Source organism: Borreliella americana, from assembly GCF_032595795.2.
Taxonomy (GTDB): domain Bacteria; phylum Spirochaetota; class Spirochaetia; order Borreliales; family Borreliaceae; genus Borreliella; species Borreliella americana.
In genome coordinates this window covers 578,423-596,079 of the sequence record NZ_CP132449.1, presented here as the reverse complement: position 1 = coordinate 596,079, position 17,657 = coordinate 578,423, and the positions used below count along the sequence as shown (strand labels likewise).

The following is a 17,657-nucleotide window of genomic DNA, read 5'->3' as shown; positions in this document are numbered from 1 at the left end:
CCTCCTAATCAACCCAAACATCTTCAACTATCACACACTTTCTCAGCTTATCAAGCTTGTCTTCATCTGGCACAAAATTTAAAATTGAATTCATTTTTAACTTTAAATCCTTACCATTTTCCCTTAAATAAAAATAAACATTTGAAAATCCAGAATTGTCCTCAAAATTACTTATACTTTCCTTTAAAGAATTAAGTAATTGTAGGTCATTTAATTTATTATTTAAAAATTTAATATGAATATTATTTATTTTATCTTCGGAAAGTCTCTCAATATTTACAACTTTTTCAACTACAATTGAAAATTTATCTCTGTTAAACGTAAGCCTACCTACAACCCCAATAACATTGCCTTCAAGTAAAAAATTTCTATACCTTTCATAGCTTTCTGTAAAAACTACAATATCTATTGCACCCTTAAAATCTTCTATAATACCAAAAGCCATTTTTGCATTATTTCTTTTAGTTTGAATAACTTTTACTGAATTTAAAATGCCAGCAAATTGAACAATGTTATCTTTTTTGGCAGCAAGATCTTTTAAAATATTTAAACTAGAAAAACTATCAATTGCCTTTTTATAAGGATCAAGAGGATGGCCCGACACATAAAATCCTAAAAGCTCTTTCTCAAATCCTAAAAGCTCAGAATAAGAATACTCTTTAAAAGTTTGATAATTAAAACTTTGCTGAATTGGATCTTGGCTTTCAAGAGCACCAAATAAGCTGTTTTGACCAAGTTTTTTATTATTTTTATCTTCTGAAACAACTTCAATCAAACGATCAAGATTTTCAAATAAAGTCTTTCTATTTTGACCCAAACTATCAAAAAGTCCAGATTTTATTGCAGATTCTAAAAATTTCTTATTAATTACTTTATCATCTACACGTCTTATAAAATCTTCAAAAGAACTATATTTGCCATTTTTTTCTCTCTCATCAATTATTAAATCAACAACAATTCCTCCAAGATTTTTAATCCCATTAAGCCCATAAGAAATTCCAGAATCAGTTACACGAAATTCCCTAAATGATCGATTTATATCGGGCTTGAGTACGTTTATACCTATGGCTTTTGACTCTTCAATGTAATAAGAAAGCTTATCATTATTATTAATTTCATTAGTCAAATTGGCAGCCATAAAATATTCAGGGTAATTAGCCTTAAGATAAGCAGTTTGATATGCTATTAAAGAATACGCCGCCGCATGCGATTTGTTAAATCCATACCCCGAAAAAGGTTTTAAAAGTTCAAAAATTTCACTAGCAATTTCTTTATCATATCCTTTCTCAATAGCACCTCTTAAAAAATCGACTTTCATTTCATCCATCTCGTCTTCTTTCTTTTTACCCATAGCGCGTCTTAAAATATCGGCCTTGCCAAGAGAAAAGCCCCCAATTATTTTTGCGACTTCCATTACCTGCTCTTGATAAACAATAACCCCATAAGTTGGCCTTAAAACTTCCTTTAAATCTGGGTGAGGATATTTAATTCTCTTAACACCTTTTTTAGCAGCAATAAATTGAGGAATAAATTGCATAGGGCCTGGCCTATAAAGAGCATTTAAGGCTATTAAATCTTCAATGCTGTCAGGCTTTGCGTCTTTTAGAATTTGCTGCATTCCTTCAGATTCAAACTGAAAAACAGATGCACTTCTCCCTTCTCCTAGCATCTTGAAAGTTTTAACATCATTGTCTGGAATATTTTTTATTTTAAAATCTGGATTTACATTTCTAATAAGATTTTCCGCATTTTTTATTAACGTTAATGTTTTCAAACCAAGAAAATCCATCTTAACAAGCCCACATTCTTCAAGCAAATCCATTGTGTATTGAGTAGAAACAGAACCTTGTTTATAATCCTTATAAAGAGGCACATAGTCGGTTAAAGGGGTTTTAGAAATTACAATTCCTGCAGCATGAGTTGAAGCATGCCTATTCATTCCTTCAAGAACCAATGCAGCATTCATTAATTCTTTATAAACAGGCTTGCTAGTAAAATACTCTTTTAAAGAATTGTCATCTAAAACCTCTTTTAAAGAAACTTTAGGACCATCGGGAATAAACTTAGTAAGTTCATTTGATTCAGCAAATGGAATATCTAAAACTCTAGCCACATCCTTAACTACAGCCTTAGGCTTTAAAGTTCCAAAAGTAATTATTTGAGCTACCTTATCTTCTCCATATTTGTTGGTAACATATTTTATGATCTCATCTCTGCCTTCAAAACAAAAATCAATATCAAAATCGGGCATAGAAATACGCTCAGGATTTAAAAACCTCTCAAAAAGCAAATTATACTTTAAAGGATCAATATCAGTAATTCTAAGAGCATAAGCTACAATTGAACCAGCACCAGAACCACGCCCAGCTCCAACAGGAATATCGTTATCATGAGCAAATTTAATAAAATCCCAAACAATCAAAAAATACCCTTCAAAACCCATTCCAATTATTACACTCAATTCATAAAAAGCTCTATCTTTTATTTTGCTTGTCAAATTTTTATATCTAAATTTCAACCCCTCAAGAGTGAGATATTCCAAATATTCACCAAGAGTATTAAATTCAACAGGAATTTGATAATCAGGCAAAATAGGGCCTGGAAAAGTTATTTTAAAATCATCGCACTTTTCTGCAATCCTTACGGTATTTTCTAAAGCTTCAGGCAAATCACTAAAAAGTTCACACATTTCCTCTTGAGATTTAATATAAAATTCATTGGTTTCCATTTTTAATCTATTCTCATCACTTTTCTTAGCACCAGTACCAATACAAACAATGATGTCTTGAGCAGCTGCATCTTCTTTGTTAACATAATGAGAATCATTAGCTGCTGTTAAAGGAAGTCCAAGCTCCCTAGAATACTCAATCAATCTTTCATTTACAATGTCTTGATCTTTAATGCCGTGCCTTTGAAGCTCAAGATAAAAATCATTGCCAAAAATTTTTTTAAACCAAAGAATTTCATTCTTAGCATCTTCAAATCTATTGGCCAAAATAAGTCTTGGAATAAGTCCCCCAATGCAAGCTGAAGTACAAATCAAACCCTCTGAATATTTTTCAAGATCCTCTTTATCTATCCTTGGACGATAATAAAACCCTTCAAGATAAGAAATGCTTGTTAACTTTAATAAGTTTTTATAACCAAGCTCATTCTTGGCAAGCAAAATTAAATGGTAAGACATTTTTCCAAGATCATCCTGTTTTTTAAAAAACTTAGAAGTCTTTGCCATATAGGCTTCAATGCCAATTATTGGCTTAATCCCTGCTTTTTTAGCTTCTTTATAAAATTTAATAGCCCCAAAAAGATTGCCATGATCTGTTAATGCAATATGCGACATATTACATTTTTTTGCTTTTGATATAATATCTGATATTTTTGCAGCTCCATCCAAAAGAGAATAATCTGAATGAACATGGAGATGAATAAATCTAGCCCTAAAACTCATACCTAAAATTATTTTATCAAAATAAAACTTGATTTTTAACAAACCTTAGTTAAATAAATACTTAAAAAGTTATCATAATTTTAAATCTCTAATTTAAATTTTTACAAAAAATCTTATTAAAATAATCAAGAAAAAATACTAATTCCTTGATTATCTAATTCAATTACCATCTTTTTAATGTGCTCAAGCTTTCTAACAATTTCTTCAGATAAATTTTCAGCTTGAGACAAAAAATCTTTAGCTTGCCTTAAACTGCTATCATTACGATTCTCTGCCCTAAATATAATCAAAATTTCAGCTGCAAGCTTATTAATATTTAAATAAGGAATGTATACTTCTTCCCACAACTGCCTAATAGCATCATTCTTGGGAGACAATGCTTTATAAAACAATCCAAACCCATACTTGGAAGCATCCGTCTGAATGAATATTGTCCTTTGCCCCTCAACAAGTAATCTTAAATTATTAATCCAAGAAAATTGCTCTGAGATGATAAATTCTAGCGTTTTTAAAAATTCATCATTAGACAGCATAAAAGTATCAGAACCAATCAAAGAATCACAATTTCTTGAATAATAAGCCATATTGGTATCTATACTCTCAAGACTTTCAATCAAAGAAGAAAATTCCTCTTGACTTTTTGAAAAGCGCTTAAATATGCCCTCAAGATAATTAAGCTGTTCAAGAATCTCGGCAAAGAACTTATCAATATCAATCTGCAAATCCTTAAGGTTATGAGAAATTAAATCTTTAGAAACCTCCTCAATTTCCTTTACAGAAATCATATTCATAACACCTTTTGCCTGATCAGAAAGTCGCTTGATCTCATCTGCAACAACAGAAAATCCTTTACCATATTCTTTAGCTCTTGCAGCCTCAAGCTTTGCATTAAGAGAGATCATATTAGTAGCACCCAAAAAATTACTTATTGTTTCTAAGCTGCCTTGAATTCCAACAATAACAGAAGATATTTGATTTAATTTTTCCTTATTATTTTTACCAAGATCACTAAAAATAACGCTTATCTGATCACGAGCATTATTTGTCATCTCAACAAGAGTGGAAAATATCCGATCAAAATCTTCTATTCCAGAAAACAAAATTCTTTGTAATGACTCAAATCCTACTTTTAGAGTAGAAATGGAAGCTTTGGTATGATAAAATCCCTTTAGCATTTCCTTAACAGGAGCCTTATATTCATAAGTACTCAAATCTTTTTTGTTTTCAACAACATTTAAAAGATTTAAATCAACAACTTTTTTCTTTTTTTTAAAAAACGAAAATTTTTTCATAAAGGGATTTTATCATATTTTTTTTTTTTTGAATAGAGTCTCCAGTACTTAATTTGACACATTATTCCAACTTTAATATCAAATCAAATACTCAATAAACAAAAAATATTTTTACATTTAAATGGTAAAAATTAACCACTTTGAAATAAATTTAAGCTTTCATCTTAAACCATAAAACCATCTAAAGATACAAATCATTCTCCTCATTTAATAAAATTTAAAACTAACTTTAAATTAAAGTTACTTTCTTTTTACCCAAGAATAACGCCCACTAACCTTATTATACTCAAAAAGAACATCTCTGTAAGAAAAAAAGCATAAAAAAATATCTATAAACTCTTCTAATTTAGCCTTAACTTTTGGCAAGTTAAAATCATTGTCAAAATTAAAAATATCGTCTGATTCTGCTTTAAATAATTTATCATCTTGCTTGAGGATAACTTTTTTGGGCTGCCAAAAAAGAACGTTGGTTTTTTTGTCCTGAATAAAAAATCTATTAAATTCATAATCAAGATCAACTTGGTCCGTTTTTGCTTCAATAATTCCAACAATAACACATCTTTCATGACCAATTCTTTTAATCAAAACAGCATCTGTAAGCACAACTCTCTCGCCAACTTCAAGAGCAAACTGCTCTTCTATCTCATATTGCTTATTAAAGGGAAGATTTGCAATTTTCCTAAAAAGATTAAGAAGTATATACTTAGTACTCATCTCTTTATTGTTTATTCTAAGACAAGGAATCTTCATTCTATACTTAAGTTCATCAAAAAAATATTTAACTAGCCTTTTAATTAAAATTGTTTTTCTAATGTCTTCTTCTTTCATTCAATCCTCCTAACAAAAATTGCCAAAAATTAAAGCTATTATATAAGTATAATAAAATCCAAATCTTATTAAAGAAATCAAAATATTTTATTATATACTAATTATAATTAAATCATTGCCAAAAATGAAAGGAAAAATTATGTTAATCAAAATTATGTTCTCGAATATTAATCTAATATTAATAGTCAGTATGACTTTATTTAAAATATTATTAGAAATAATATACCGAAAAATATTATTAAGAAAAATAATTACTGGCGCTGACACATTAAATATTCAAAAAAAACAATATAAAATAATTGTTATCTTTGTTTTAGCTTTAAATCATTTATTACAAAGTTTTTTAATAAATGCTCTTATCAATTTATTCAACAATTTAATAATTTTTACTAACAACTCTCTTGGAAGCTTAACGGGCTTAAATTACAATATATTATCTGCAATACTAATATCTAGCATAACTTGGCTTGCATTTAGCTTGCCCAAAGTAATAAACGATATAATCTATGAAAAAAGACCATTTAATTTAACAATAGCTAATGCTTTTTTTGACCTTTTAATAATAATATTACTAACCATATTTTTTAAATTATTTTTAAGCTACAAAATATTACAATTTGAGAAAGCTACAAACATTAATTTTGAGAACCTGCCTACTCACTAAATAACCAAATACACACTCAAATACAAGCTTTAATTAGTCCTAAAAAAAGCTTAGCTGGATTTTCTATTCTTGTAATAAGTTCTGGATGAAACTGACAAGCCACAAAAAATTTATTTTTAGGAATTTCTATTAATTTTGCCATTTTAAAATCACTTGAAAATCCAGATACTATAAGCCCATTTTTTTCAAATAAATCTATATAATCATTATTAACTTCATATCTATGTCTAAATCTTTCAATTATTCGGTCTTGGCCATAAAGTTTAAAAGCTATTGTATTCTTTTTAAGAATCACAGGATATCCCCCAAGCCTCATTGTAGCGCCCTTATCTTTAATTCCCCTTTGCTCAGGAAGTAAATGAATAACAGGATGTTTTAAAGGTTTGTCTTTTACTAAATTTTCCTCCGTATCAGCATCAAGTATTCCACAAACATTACGAGCAAATTCTATTACAGCAAGTTGCAAACCAAGACAAATTCCAAGAAAGGGAATATTATTCTCACGAGCATATTTAATGGCCATAATTTTACCTTCATATCCTTTACCTCCAAAGCCACCAGGAACAATAATGCCATCAAACTCTTTTAAACAGCTCTCATTTAAATCATTAGAATCAATTAAAGTGCTTTTAATAAGCAAGTCCAAATGGGCTGCAACATGAACCAAGGACTCTCTAATTGATGCATAAGAATCGTCAAGTTCAGCATATTTACCACAAACAGCTATATTAATAATTTTTTTAGGCGCAAAAAAATTGGATTTTATAACTCCTACAAGCTTTGAAAGCTCTTCTACTTTTGGATCAACCTTAATATTTAACTTAGAGCTTAAAATTTCATGTACGCCTTGCTTGTAAAAAGATATAGGAATTTCATAAATAGTAGAAACATCAACATTATCAATAATAGAGGTACTCTCAACATTACAAAACATTGCCACTTTTTTTCTGATTTGATCTGTTAATACTTGCGAACTTCTAGCAATAATTAAATCGGGGAAAATACCTGCTTTATTTAAGGTTTTAACGCTCTGTTGAGTGGGTTTAGACTTTTGCTCATTAATTCCAGCTGGACTTGGCACATAGGTTAAATGGATAAAAGAAATATTGCCACTTCCAATCTCCTGTCTTATTTGCCTTACTGTTTCAATAAATAAAATATTTTCCATATCTCCTACAGTTCCACCAATTTCAATTATCAACATGTCACTATTCTCAGAACTTGCAATCTGAAAAATTGTAGACTTGATCTCATCAGTAACGTGAGGAATAAGCTGAACTGTTCTTCCTAAATATTTGCCCTTTCGCTCATTTTCAAGTATTTTTTTGTATATTTTGCCCATTGTAATGTTCCAACTAGACTTCGCATTAAGATTTAAAAACCTCTCGTAATGACCAAAATCCATATCAACCTCTCCTCCATCATCAAGCACAAAAACTTCTCCGTGCTCAACAGGATTAATAGTCCCAGGATCAGTATTTAAATACCCATCACATTTAATTGGAGTAACTCTAAAATCATATCTAAATAACCTTGCAATACTTGCCGATGTAACTCCCTTGCCAATTCCAGAGATCACGCCTCCTGTTATTACTAAAATCTTTAAGTTTTTTTTCATGTATACCCCAAAATTAAAAATTTAAATTTCAATCCAAATAAACTTACACTTAAGAAGAGCTCACAAATCATAATAAAAATACTTACCCGCATTAAAACAAACAAAAACATTAAACTAAAATAAAAATTATTAATGCCTGGCTACAAAGCTATTTCTAAGCCATTGTTTTAAATCTTTTGAACTATTTTAGTTATAATCAACAAAACAATATAATGAACCTTTGGTTAAATAGTAATAATTAAACATTGCCAAAAAAACCAATAACCCAATAATAGCAAACAAATTGCTTTTTTTCCTAATACTTCCAAGCTCTACTATCTTAAAATATGAAGCTAAATACAAAAAAAATCCCAAACTATAAACTATTTTAAAAAACAGGTCAAATAAAAATCTATCAAAAGAAAAAATTAAATCTGAAGAACATGGAACATATTTAAAACCCAAATAAAAAAAAGAGGTAAAAAAAAACAATAACACAATGGTCCCTAAAAAGAATATCAAAATCTTAACAAAAGGATGCGTTTTAAAAGCTATTCTAAAAAACATAAAGATTGGAAAAATAGATAAAAAATTAAAATAACGAAAAAATAAAAAATCAGAAAAATATCTTAATTCTAAGAATACAGTATTCTCGCCCCTTAAAAAGAAGACATTATCTAGGAATAAAAAAATATTAACCCCAAAGTAATAAATAAATATTAAAATCAAAGGTAGTGCAAATAAATATTTAATTAAATTGAAAAAATAATGCTCAAAAGTTGAAACAGGTAAAGATAAATAAAGAATATTTCTAAACGGATCGTGAATTACTTTGTAATAATCACACATAGTAAAAATTGATATAATCAAGGTTAAAATGAAAATTTTAGGAGCAAAAAATTTTAAAAAATCAATTGCTGAAAAATTCCAATAAAATCTAACAAGTAAATAAGATATAAATATCATTCCTAAAATTTGAATTATCAACAAAGTATAGAATTTTTTATTATAAATAAAATCAAAATAAAATAAACTTAAAAATCTTTTTAAGCTAAACATATTTTATTGCTTCTCCCTTTTATTTTCAGTAATATACAAAAAGAAAAACTCAATATCAACAGCTTCAGTTCCATTACTGCTTTCAAAATAAAGTGCCTTAAATCCATCCTTAGTTTTTTCATAATATAATTCATTTCCGTTTAGTTCACTGATAATTTTAATCTTATAATTTTTATTAATATAAGATACTGAATTGGAAAAAAGAATTGATTTTTCCCCAACAATAATTAAATGATCCACAACTCCTGCCAAATCCCTTACATTGTGGCCCGTAATAAAAATGATTCTATCTTTTAAATTAGAAAGCATATTCCTAAAAACATTTTTTGAAACAATATCAAGACTATTTGTTGGCTCGTCAAACAACAAACAAGAAACATCTGAAGCTAGAGAGAATGCGATAATACTTTTTTTCTTCTGTCCAAAAGAAGCTGAAGATAGATCAAGAGAAATGTCAAGATCAAAATTCGATAAATATTTTTTAAAATCTGCTTTATTAAAATTTGGATAAAATATAGATAAAGCTTTACTATATTCGGCTAAAGACAATCTAGGAAGTGAAAATTCTTCAGGAATAAAAAACAAATTTACTAAATTCAAAGGATCTCTTGGAAAAGTTGCCAAAGAGTTAAATAAAATTTTCCCTTTTAGAGGCTCCAAAAATCCACTTACAAGTTTAAGCAAAGTTGTTTTTCCAACCCCATTTTTCCCAAGAAGCAAATAGGCTTGAGGAGTATTAATGTTTAAATTTAAATCCGAATATACTTCTTTTTTCTTATAGGAAAATTTTACATTAACAGCCTCAATAGCCATAAACACTCCTTAATAAATTAAAAATCAAAACATAAAAAATAATTAAATTAAAAATATAAATTCAATTTTTTATGAAAAACCTATAAATAAATATAGAAAAATTTACATAAAGTCTTGAACTAAAATTCCAAACTTTTAGCATAATTCTAGGTAAAATTTGAATTTCATTAAATCCAAAACTTTTTGCATATTCATAACAATCTTGAAATTCAGATAACCCTTTAATCTCATCAAGAACAGAAATAAGCTTTTCTTTATAAGCCTTATAAACAAGTTTATCGGGAATATTCCAACTAATAATATAAATTTGCTTAAAAGAAATAAAATAATAAAATTGCAAAAAAAATCTTTTATACAAATGTTCGCATTCGTTAAAAATACCTTCTCTTTTTAATAAAGTTTCCATTGTATTAAGAGATAATTTAGATTTATGTAAAACACTAATAGAAGAACTCATGCTTCCCATTCTTTGAAAATTAGTATAAAAATAATTATTTACAAAAGAAACTTTAGAAGCTTTTAAAAAAATTTGCATAACAAAAACTATATCTTCAAATACTACATTTTGCTGACGAATATTATTCTTTAAGATTAATTCCCGTCTAATCAATTTATCCCATAATGTTCCAACAACAAAATTTTTCCTTCCAAAAGTCGCATAAACAGTAAAAAGCAAATTTTTAAACGCCTCCTTGCCTGTTAATGGGTAATTGGGAAAAGGAAGAAGAGATTTTCTTTTTACATTTATTGCAAGAAAATAAATATAAAATTGAGAACAAACAACATCAGAATTATCTGCTTTTGCTCTGTTATATAGAACTTCAAGCATGGTGCTCTCTACAGAATCATCACCATCCCAATAAATAACATATTCCCCTTGAGCCTCAGAAAGTCCTTTGTCTCTAGAAGCAGAAAGACCCATATTTTTTTGACTAAAAATCTTAATAAAGCTATACTTATTGGCATATTTTTCTGCTATCTCTAAACTACCATCATAAGAACCATCATCAATTAATATAATTTCTTTATCTTTTAATGTTTGATTAACAGCATCCTTTATCATTGCATCAAGAGTTTCAGCCGAATTAAAAAAACAAATAATAACAGAAACTTTATACTTATGCACAATATCCTCCAAAATAAAAACTGCTAAGCAAAATCAACGCTAAAACACTTCACAATAAATTCTTTTAATTTTTTGCATAACAATTAAATTGTAATATATAATTAACAAGTTTGTATTGTTTCAAACTTATTTTAATGAAAAGTTTAGCAGAAATTGCTATATTATTAAAAGTAAAAAATTTAAAAAACATCAACCCAAATAAGGAGCTTGAATGCTTGAAATAATAAGTCTTGGAGGAGGAGTAATAAATTCAAACCAAATTAACATAGAATTTATCAAAAACTTTAAAAGCTTCATTTTTAAATGGCTACTAGAAAATGAAAAAAGAAAAATCATTTTAATAGTTGGTGGAGGAAGAGTTGCAAGAGAATACCAAGACGCTTATAAAAAAATCAATCCTGATTTTAAAGTTCATGAACTTGATGAGATTGGAATAATGTCAACAAAGTTAAACGCAGAATTTCTGTGTAAAGTAATGAATCCCCTTTGTAAAGACAAAATTGTTACCAATCCCTTAAAAAATTTTTCTTTTAAAGGGAAAATACTAATTGCTTCCGGATGGAAATCGGGATTTTCAACAGATTACATTGCCGTAAAGTTTGCAGAAAAATTTAATAAAAAAGATATTATAAATATAACAAACGTAAATCAAGTTTATGATAAAGATCCAAAAAAATTTAAAAACGCAACGGCTTTTAACAAATTAAATTGGAAACAATTACAAAACATTGTGGGACAAAAGTGGAATCCAGGCTTAAATTTACCTTTTGATCCAATAGCAACAAAACTCTCTTCAAAACTTGGACTTACCCTTTACATAGTAAATGGAAATAACATTGAAAACTTAGAAAAAGTTTTTAACAAAAATAATGATTTTTTTGGCACTGTTATAGTAAAATAAAAGTTAGTGCCGGTATGGCGGAATTGGTAGACGCGTCAGACTCAAAATCTGGTGAGGGCAACTTCGTGTCGGTTCGACTCCGACTACCGGTATTTTAATTGATTTTTTTAGAAACTTCAAAATTATTAGGCATTATTAATAAAATAATTGCTTCTTTTAAACAAAATTTTCTTTCATAAATTACTTGTTTATACTAATAAAAATTTACATATAAACCTTGTGGTTAATGAAATTAAATATTATTAAAATAAAGATAAAACATCTCTTTCAATATGTTATCTTTATCTTAAAATAAAATATTGAAAATCATTTTAATTATAATAAAAATAATAAAACTTTAAAGTCTACAGATTAATTGCAAATATAAACTTAAAATATCTTTGAGATTGTTTTCATTAAAGCTTCAGGATTAAAAGGTTTAACAAGCCAACCAGTAGCACCCGCTTTACGACCCTCATCAACTTTAGATTGCTCAGATTCGGTGGTAAGAACAAGTATAGGAACAAAGCTGCCAAATTCTCTTATCTGCTTAATAACCCCAATGCCATCTAAATTGGGCATATTGATATCTGTAATAACAAGGTCAAAATCTTTATCTCCTTGTCCAACTGCTTCTTTAAATTTTAAAACCCCTTCTAAACCATCCTTTGCTTCTGAGACTCCAAAACCGTTTTGTTCTAAAATATAAGCAACGCTTTGCCTTATTGCTCTATTGTCATCAATAACCAAAATTCTTTTTTTCATCTAATTTTCTCCTAAAACCCTCCCAAAAGTATATAAGAATTAAAACAAAATTACACTACCCTCATCAAAGGAATGAACATCCTCAGCTTCCTCTATCAAAGATAATAAGTGTTTTTTATGAACAAATAAAGTAAATCGATTAGCAATTCTATTGACAAATTCTTTATCTTCAATCTCAATAGATTGAATTCCAATTTTAGATAATTCTAGATTAAGATTAAAATTTATTTTACTTTCCATATTGCTTAAAAAGTTATCTATATCTAAAAGAGAATTTTTTAAATTTCTAACATTGTAGACTTCTAATTTCATTTCTTCAAATATTTCCATAAATTCAACTGAAAAAACTTCATAAGACAATATATTATCAATAGCTATATTCTTAATATCAAGAATATCATTTTTAATTTCTATAAATAATTTTTTAAATTTATTAAAATAATTCTTTTCAAGATAAAATCTATTGTCATAATCTTTAACAACTTTTTCAAGAAAAAAGATTATTTGATCTAAAAATTCTATTCCCTTAGTAATATTAGAATCAATTTCTTTTATAATCTTAGACATTTCTGAAATATTCCCCTCCATAGCTTTAAGTTCTGATCTTTTAACAACTTCTATCTTTGAGGCTATATTAATATTTTGAAACCTAGAAGAAATAGCTGAAATATTTGAAAACATTAATTCTAACGATTTTATAAGCTTAACCTGTTCATAATATAAATTCAAAAAATTAGAATTATTCTTCTCAACATCATCAATTCTTCTAAGCAAATCAGACAAAATGCTAGAAAATTGTTCTATTATTTTAGGAATGTCTATGTATAAAGAATTATCAGACCTTAAATCGTTAATAGTTTGAATAGAACTAAGAGAGGAATCAATAAATTTCTCAAAAACAGTATAATTTTTTTCAAGCTTTTCAAGAACATCTTTTACTATAACTTTTGACGTATCAGTAAAAACTGATAAAATTTTTAATTTTTGGATCTCACTTATATCTCTAAATTTAAAAACATCAATATTAGAATACATAATATTTAAATGTTGCAAAGATTGAGTTAGCCTATCTTGGAACTGAAGATAAGAAATAGAATTTACAAGTTTAAACTTAAATTCAGATAAAACTTTTAAAATATCATCGTAAAGAGCAATAACGCTTCCTATTCCATCTGAAAAAGCATCTATTTTTTTCATTAAATTATCTCTAAATTCTTCAAGAATTTTATTTTCAGCCGTATTGCTTTCATATACTTGATTTTTAGCTCTATCTAAACCAATTTTAACTTCGCGCCCTTTGCTTGTAAGTTGGTCTGCCTGTTTGATCATAGATTGGGTTAAAACCTTAATTTCACTTGTAATATAAGAAAAGGCTCCACCAGCCTTACCCGCTCTCATAGCAACTGTTAGTGTATTAATAGACATTATTTCCATATCAAGAGAGCTTTTTTTCATTCTTTCAATCACATTTTCAAGTATTTCTATATCTTTAACCTTGCTCTGTATTATGCTAAATTGAGATTCAAGAGAAGTTGTTGAAGAATTAAAGTAAGCAACAAAATCATCTAATGCTCCTATAATTTTAGCTATAAAATTATTCAAAGAAGCATCATTATCAAGATCAAGATTGGAAATCAAATCAATGCTAAAAGATAAATCCTTAGAATCTTTAGAAATTTTTTCTATTAATTTAGGAATTAATTTACTTAAATTTGAATAAATATGCCTTGTGCTCTCATCAAAAGCTTCAAGTTTATGAAATAAGGTTGCCAAATAACCGTTGACATCAAAAAAACCATTATTGTCATTATCCATTATTAAGATCTCCTTAGAACATGATCTGCTATTGCACTTAAAGGAAGGATTTTGTCTACAGCCCCTATTTTTATAGCTTCCATTGGCATACCAAAAACAACAGAGGTTTCTTGATCTTGAGCAATAGTATAGGCGCCATTTTTTTTCATTTCAAGCATACAAACAGCACCGTCATCTCCCATGCCTGTAAGGATAACTCCAATAGCATTAGAACCGGCATACATTGCAGCAGACCTAAAAAGTACATTCACAGAAGGTTTATGTCTACTAACAAGAGGTCCATCTAATAGGTTTACAAAATAATTTCCGCTACTATATTTTACAATCAAATGATAACTTCCATTAGCAATTATTACAAGACCTGGACGAAGAATATCTCCATCCTCAGCTTCTTTAATATCAATATTAAATTCATTGTTTAGATTTTTCGCAAAAGATTTTGTAAATCCTCCAGGCATATGCTGGACAATAATAATTGGGGGAGAATCTTTTTTAAAAGACCTTAAAAAAATTCTTAAAGCCTCTGTACCACCCGTTGAAGAGCCTACAACAATAATTTTACCGGTTTTATGCTTATTGATAAGCCCTTGATATTTAATAATAACATCCGGATCATTTTTGGGAGCAAAATTAATAACATCAGAAACTCTATAACTTTTTCTTATACTTGAATCATTTAAACTATTTTCCCCCAGCTCTACTTTAGAATTACTAGAAAAATCGGGTGCTTGAATCCTTTTAACTTCAAAAGAAGATATAAATTTATTTTTGCCTAGATTTTTCAACTCAAGCTTTATTAAAGCTAAATACTTACTGCGAAATAAATTAACTGTAAGCTTAAAATTAAGCTTATTTATTATTAATCTAACCTTTTCCTTGCTTTGCTCAAGACATCCAAAATTTGGAAACATTTCATTTTGTGCAATAAATACAACCGGAAGAGATATGTTATTAAGAACATTGTTTAAAGAATTCCCAAAATTAGATCTTGCAGTATTCTCATCAATAATAACTAAATCTGGGAACTTTTGTAAAAATACATTAATAAGATTTAAAGAATTAAAACCAGCATTTAATATCTCAACATCATTATCTTTAGAAAAAGCTCTAACAAAAACCTGCTTTATAAGACCTTGAATATCAATTACCAATATCTTCATTATTATATTTTAATATTTTTAACCTTTAAAACCAAAAATCTGCATTTTCTATTTTCTTTATTTTATAAGTTTAGTTATTGCATCTATATCAACAACTAAAGCCAAACTTCCATCACCAAGTATAGTAGCTCCAGAAACCCCTTCTACTCGAGAATAAATTTTTCCCAAAGATTTTATAACAGTTTGATGTTGCCCTAAAACTTCGTCAACCACAATGCCCATTTTCCCGCTATTTGTATTTACAACAACAACTTGCTCATTTAAATTTTTCTCACTAGAAACCTGAAAAAACTCTCTAAGCCTAATATAACTAATCATACTGCCCCTATAATTCATTACATTGCTTTTAGTCTCAATCCCATCTATCTGAGAAATTAGCTTATTAGATTCTAAACAAGACTCAACATTAGAAAGAGGAACAATAAAATGCTCATCTTTTACTCTGACAAGCCAACCCTCAATAATAGCTAAGGTCAATGGAAAAATTAACTTAATTCTAGTATATTTGCCAAATTCACTTTCAAGTAAAACATTTCCTCTTAAGGATTCAACCTGTTTTTTAACAACATCCATGCCAACTCCACGACCTGATATATCAGTAACAGAACTTGCAGTTGAAAATCCAGGCTCAAAAATTAAATTATAAACATCAATATCTGATAAAGTTTTAGCAACTGAATCAGAAATTATATTGCGCTCTATAGCTTTTTTAAGTATTTTATTCTTATCAAGACCTCTTCCATCATCCTCAATAATAACAATAACAGAATCTCCAGATTGACACGCTGAAAGCTTAATAATGCCTTTAGGGTCTTTGCCTAAGCTTTCTCTCTCTTGAGACGATTCAATTCCATGATCTATTGAGTTGCGAATTAAATGAACTAAAGGTTCATTTAGCTTTTCAATAATACTTTTGTCAAGAACAGTGTCGCCTCCATAAGAATGATAAAGAATTGACTTCCCAAGACTAGTAGATAAATCTTTTACTATCCTTTGAAATTTTACAAACAAAATTTCAATAGGAACTGTTCTAAGCCCTGTTGTATAATCTCTAAGCTCATTAATAAGCAAAGAAAATTCTGCTGATATTGAATTTAAAATATTGCTATTTCTATTTTCAGCTTCTTTTGAAAGTTTTGATTGTATTGTAACAAGTTCTCCAACAAGATTTACCAAATGATCAAGTTTTTTAGAATCCACCTTAATACTAGCAATATTAACCTTGCTTCTAGCAGTATCATCTTGAACATTAGACCTATTTTTATCTCCATTGAAAAAGGATTTCCCAACAAATTCCGATTTTTCCAATGAAGAATTAGCAGAATCTTTGCTGCTTCTATCTAGGCCTAATAAATTAAAATTTTTAGACTCTATATTATTGCCTTCATCTGCTTCTAAACATTTATCCAACTCTTGAATATCAATTTTTGATTGAGAATCTAAAAATGTAAAAATATCTTCAATGCTCTCTCTGCTCTCTTCTGTATCTAGCTTTATTTCCCAATCAACATAAACATTATCAGGAGAGATAAGCTCTAAATCAGGAATGTTATCTACTTTGGCCCTAACATAACCACTACCTAAATTAATCAACTTGCTCAATAAATTTATAGGCTTGTGACCATGAAACAAAATACCCTTAGCCGGAGAAAAAAGAATTTTATAGCTCTTAAATTCAGACCGCAAAGCCTCATCATCAAATTTATCCTCTGAATTTAATTTAACAGATTCTTCTAAAACCAAACTGTTATCAGACTTTGAAAAATCATTTTCTAAAACTTCTTGAAAAGCGCCCTTAACATCATTAGAACTCTCAAAACCCTTTTTAATTTCATTTACCAAAAACTGTTTGCGCTTATCAAAGTCAATCTCAGAAATTACTTCATCACCTTCAATAAGCTCTCTAATAAAATCAACAGACATTAAGGTAGCATCAATAGCAGCCTGATTAAAAGTGGCTTTACCATTTTTTATAACATCAAGAACTGTTTCTATTTCGTGGACAAGCGATGCTGTAAAATTAAAGCCGAACATACCAGAACTTCCCTTTATGGTATGTAAATTTCTAAAAATAGAATTAATAATATCTTGATCTGAGCTTACCTCAAGATTAAGAAGTGCTTGCTCAATATCTGAAATATTTTCTATTGATTCTTCCTTAAAGGAATTCTTAAATTTGTCAATAACATCACTACTATCCATAAGCTTTC

The 17,657-nt window shown here is 28.3% G+C and carries 13 protein-coding genes and 1 tRNA gene; 3 read left to right on the top strand and 11 right to left on the bottom strand.

What is annotated here, in order from left to right; all coding sequences use genetic code 11:
* Nucleotides 1-4 precede the first annotated feature (4 nt).
* The 3 genes from dnaE to QIA00_RS02880 all read right to left on the bottom strand — a co-directional run bounded on the left by dnaE (nt 5) and on the right by QIA00_RS02880 (nt 5,568).
* Nucleotides 5-3,490: a DNA polymerase III subunit alpha gene (dnaE, locus tag QIA00_RS02890; protein ID WP_316257367.1), complete on the bottom strand. Its 3,486-nt coding sequence runs from the start codon at nt 3,488-3,490 to the stop codon at nt 5-7.
* Between the two features lie 83 nt (nt 3,491-3,573).
* Nucleotides 3,574-4,740 (bottom strand): methyl-accepting chemotaxis protein, encoded by a 1,167-nt coding sequence (locus QIA00_RS02885; RefSeq protein WP_316257366.1) that lies wholly within the window; start codon nt 4,738-4,740, stop codon nt 3,574-3,576.
* A 240-nt stretch (nt 4,741-4,980) separates the two neighbouring features.
* Nucleotides 4,981-5,568 carry a hypothetical protein gene (locus QIA00_RS02880; RefSeq protein ID WP_316257365.1) on the bottom strand — a complete coding sequence of 196 codons (588 nt, stop codon included), beginning with the start codon at nt 5,566-5,568 and terminating at the stop codon, nt 4,981-4,983.
* A 139-nt stretch (nt 5,569-5,707) separates the two neighbouring features.
* Here QIA00_RS02880 and QIA00_RS02875 point away from each other — a divergent pair, with 139 nt between their 5' ends.
* A complete protein-coding gene (locus QIA00_RS02875) occupies nt 5,708-6,232 on the top strand; it encodes a DUF1761 family protein (protein WP_316257364.1) in 525 nt (174 codons plus the stop codon).
* 16 nt (nt 6,233-6,248) lie between these two features.
* On the opposite strand, the gene pyrG is transcribed toward QIA00_RS02875, so the two are convergent.
* The 4 genes from pyrG to QIA00_RS02855 form a co-directional block, all read right to left on the bottom strand.
* Nucleotides 6,249-7,850, bottom strand: coding sequence for a glutamine hydrolyzing CTP synthase (gene pyrG, locus QIA00_RS02870; protein ID WP_316257363.1), 1,602 nt, complete (start codon nt 7,848-7,850; stop codon nt 6,249-6,251).
* Between the two features lie 186 nt (nt 7,851-8,036).
* Nucleotides 8,037-8,888, bottom strand: coding sequence for a hypothetical protein (locus QIA00_RS02865; RefSeq protein ID WP_316257362.1), 852 nt, complete (start codon nt 8,886-8,888; stop codon nt 8,037-8,039).
* Between the two features lie 3 nt (nt 8,889-8,891).
* Nucleotides 8,892-9,701 (bottom strand): ATP-binding cassette domain-containing protein, encoded by an 810-nt coding sequence (locus tag QIA00_RS02860; protein WP_316257361.1) that lies wholly within the window; start codon nt 9,699-9,701, stop codon nt 8,892-8,894.
* Nucleotides 9,702-9,762: 61 nt separating this feature from the next.
* Nucleotides 9,763-10,839 (bottom strand): glycosyltransferase family 2 protein, encoded by a 1,077-nt coding sequence (locus QIA00_RS02855; RefSeq protein ID WP_316257360.1) that lies wholly within the window; start codon nt 10,837-10,839, stop codon nt 9,763-9,765.
* Between the two features lie 199 nt (nt 10,840-11,038).
* Between QIA00_RS02855 and pyrH the strand changes: the two genes are divergently transcribed.
* Both pyrH and QIA00_RS02845 read left to right on the top strand, forming a co-directional pair.
* Nucleotides 11,039-11,728 (top strand): UMP kinase, encoded by a 690-nt coding sequence (pyrH, locus tag QIA00_RS02850; RefSeq protein ID WP_316257359.1) that lies wholly within the window; start codon nt 11,039-11,041, stop codon nt 11,726-11,728.
* A gap of 8 nt (nt 11,729-11,736) precedes the next feature.
* Nucleotides 11,737-11,820: transfer RNA gene (locus tag QIA00_RS02845), tRNA-Leu, on the top strand.
* 277 nt (nt 11,821-12,097) lie between these two features.
* Here QIA00_RS02845 and QIA00_RS02840 read toward each other — a convergent pair.
* Genes QIA00_RS02840 through QIA00_RS02825 form a run of 4 tightly spaced genes read right to left on the bottom strand, consistent with a single transcriptional unit; the run spans nt 12,098 to nt 17,649 of the window.
* Complete coding sequence (locus QIA00_RS02840; RefSeq protein ID WP_002557158.1) at nt 12,098-12,472, bottom strand: response regulator; 375 nt, start codon at nt 12,470-12,472, stop codon at nt 12,098-12,100.
* Nucleotides 12,473-12,511: 39 nt separating this feature from the next.
* Nucleotides 12,512-14,287, bottom strand: a complete 1,776-nt coding sequence (locus QIA00_RS02835) for a BB0569 family chemotaxis protein (protein WP_316257358.1) — start codon at nt 14,285-14,287, stop codon at nt 12,512-12,514.
* 2 nt (nt 14,288-14,289) lie between these two features.
* On the bottom strand, nt 14,290-15,447 hold the full coding sequence (locus QIA00_RS02830; protein WP_316257356.1) for a CheB methylesterase domain-containing protein: 1,158 nt from the start codon (nt 15,445-15,447) through the stop codon (nt 14,290-14,292).
* A gap of 57 nt (nt 15,448-15,504) precedes the next feature.
* A complete protein-coding gene (locus tag QIA00_RS02825) occupies nt 15,505-17,649 on the bottom strand; it encodes a chemotaxis protein CheA (RefSeq protein ID WP_316257354.1) in 2,145 nt (714 codons plus the stop codon).
* Nucleotides 17,650-17,657: the final 8 nt, after the last annotated feature.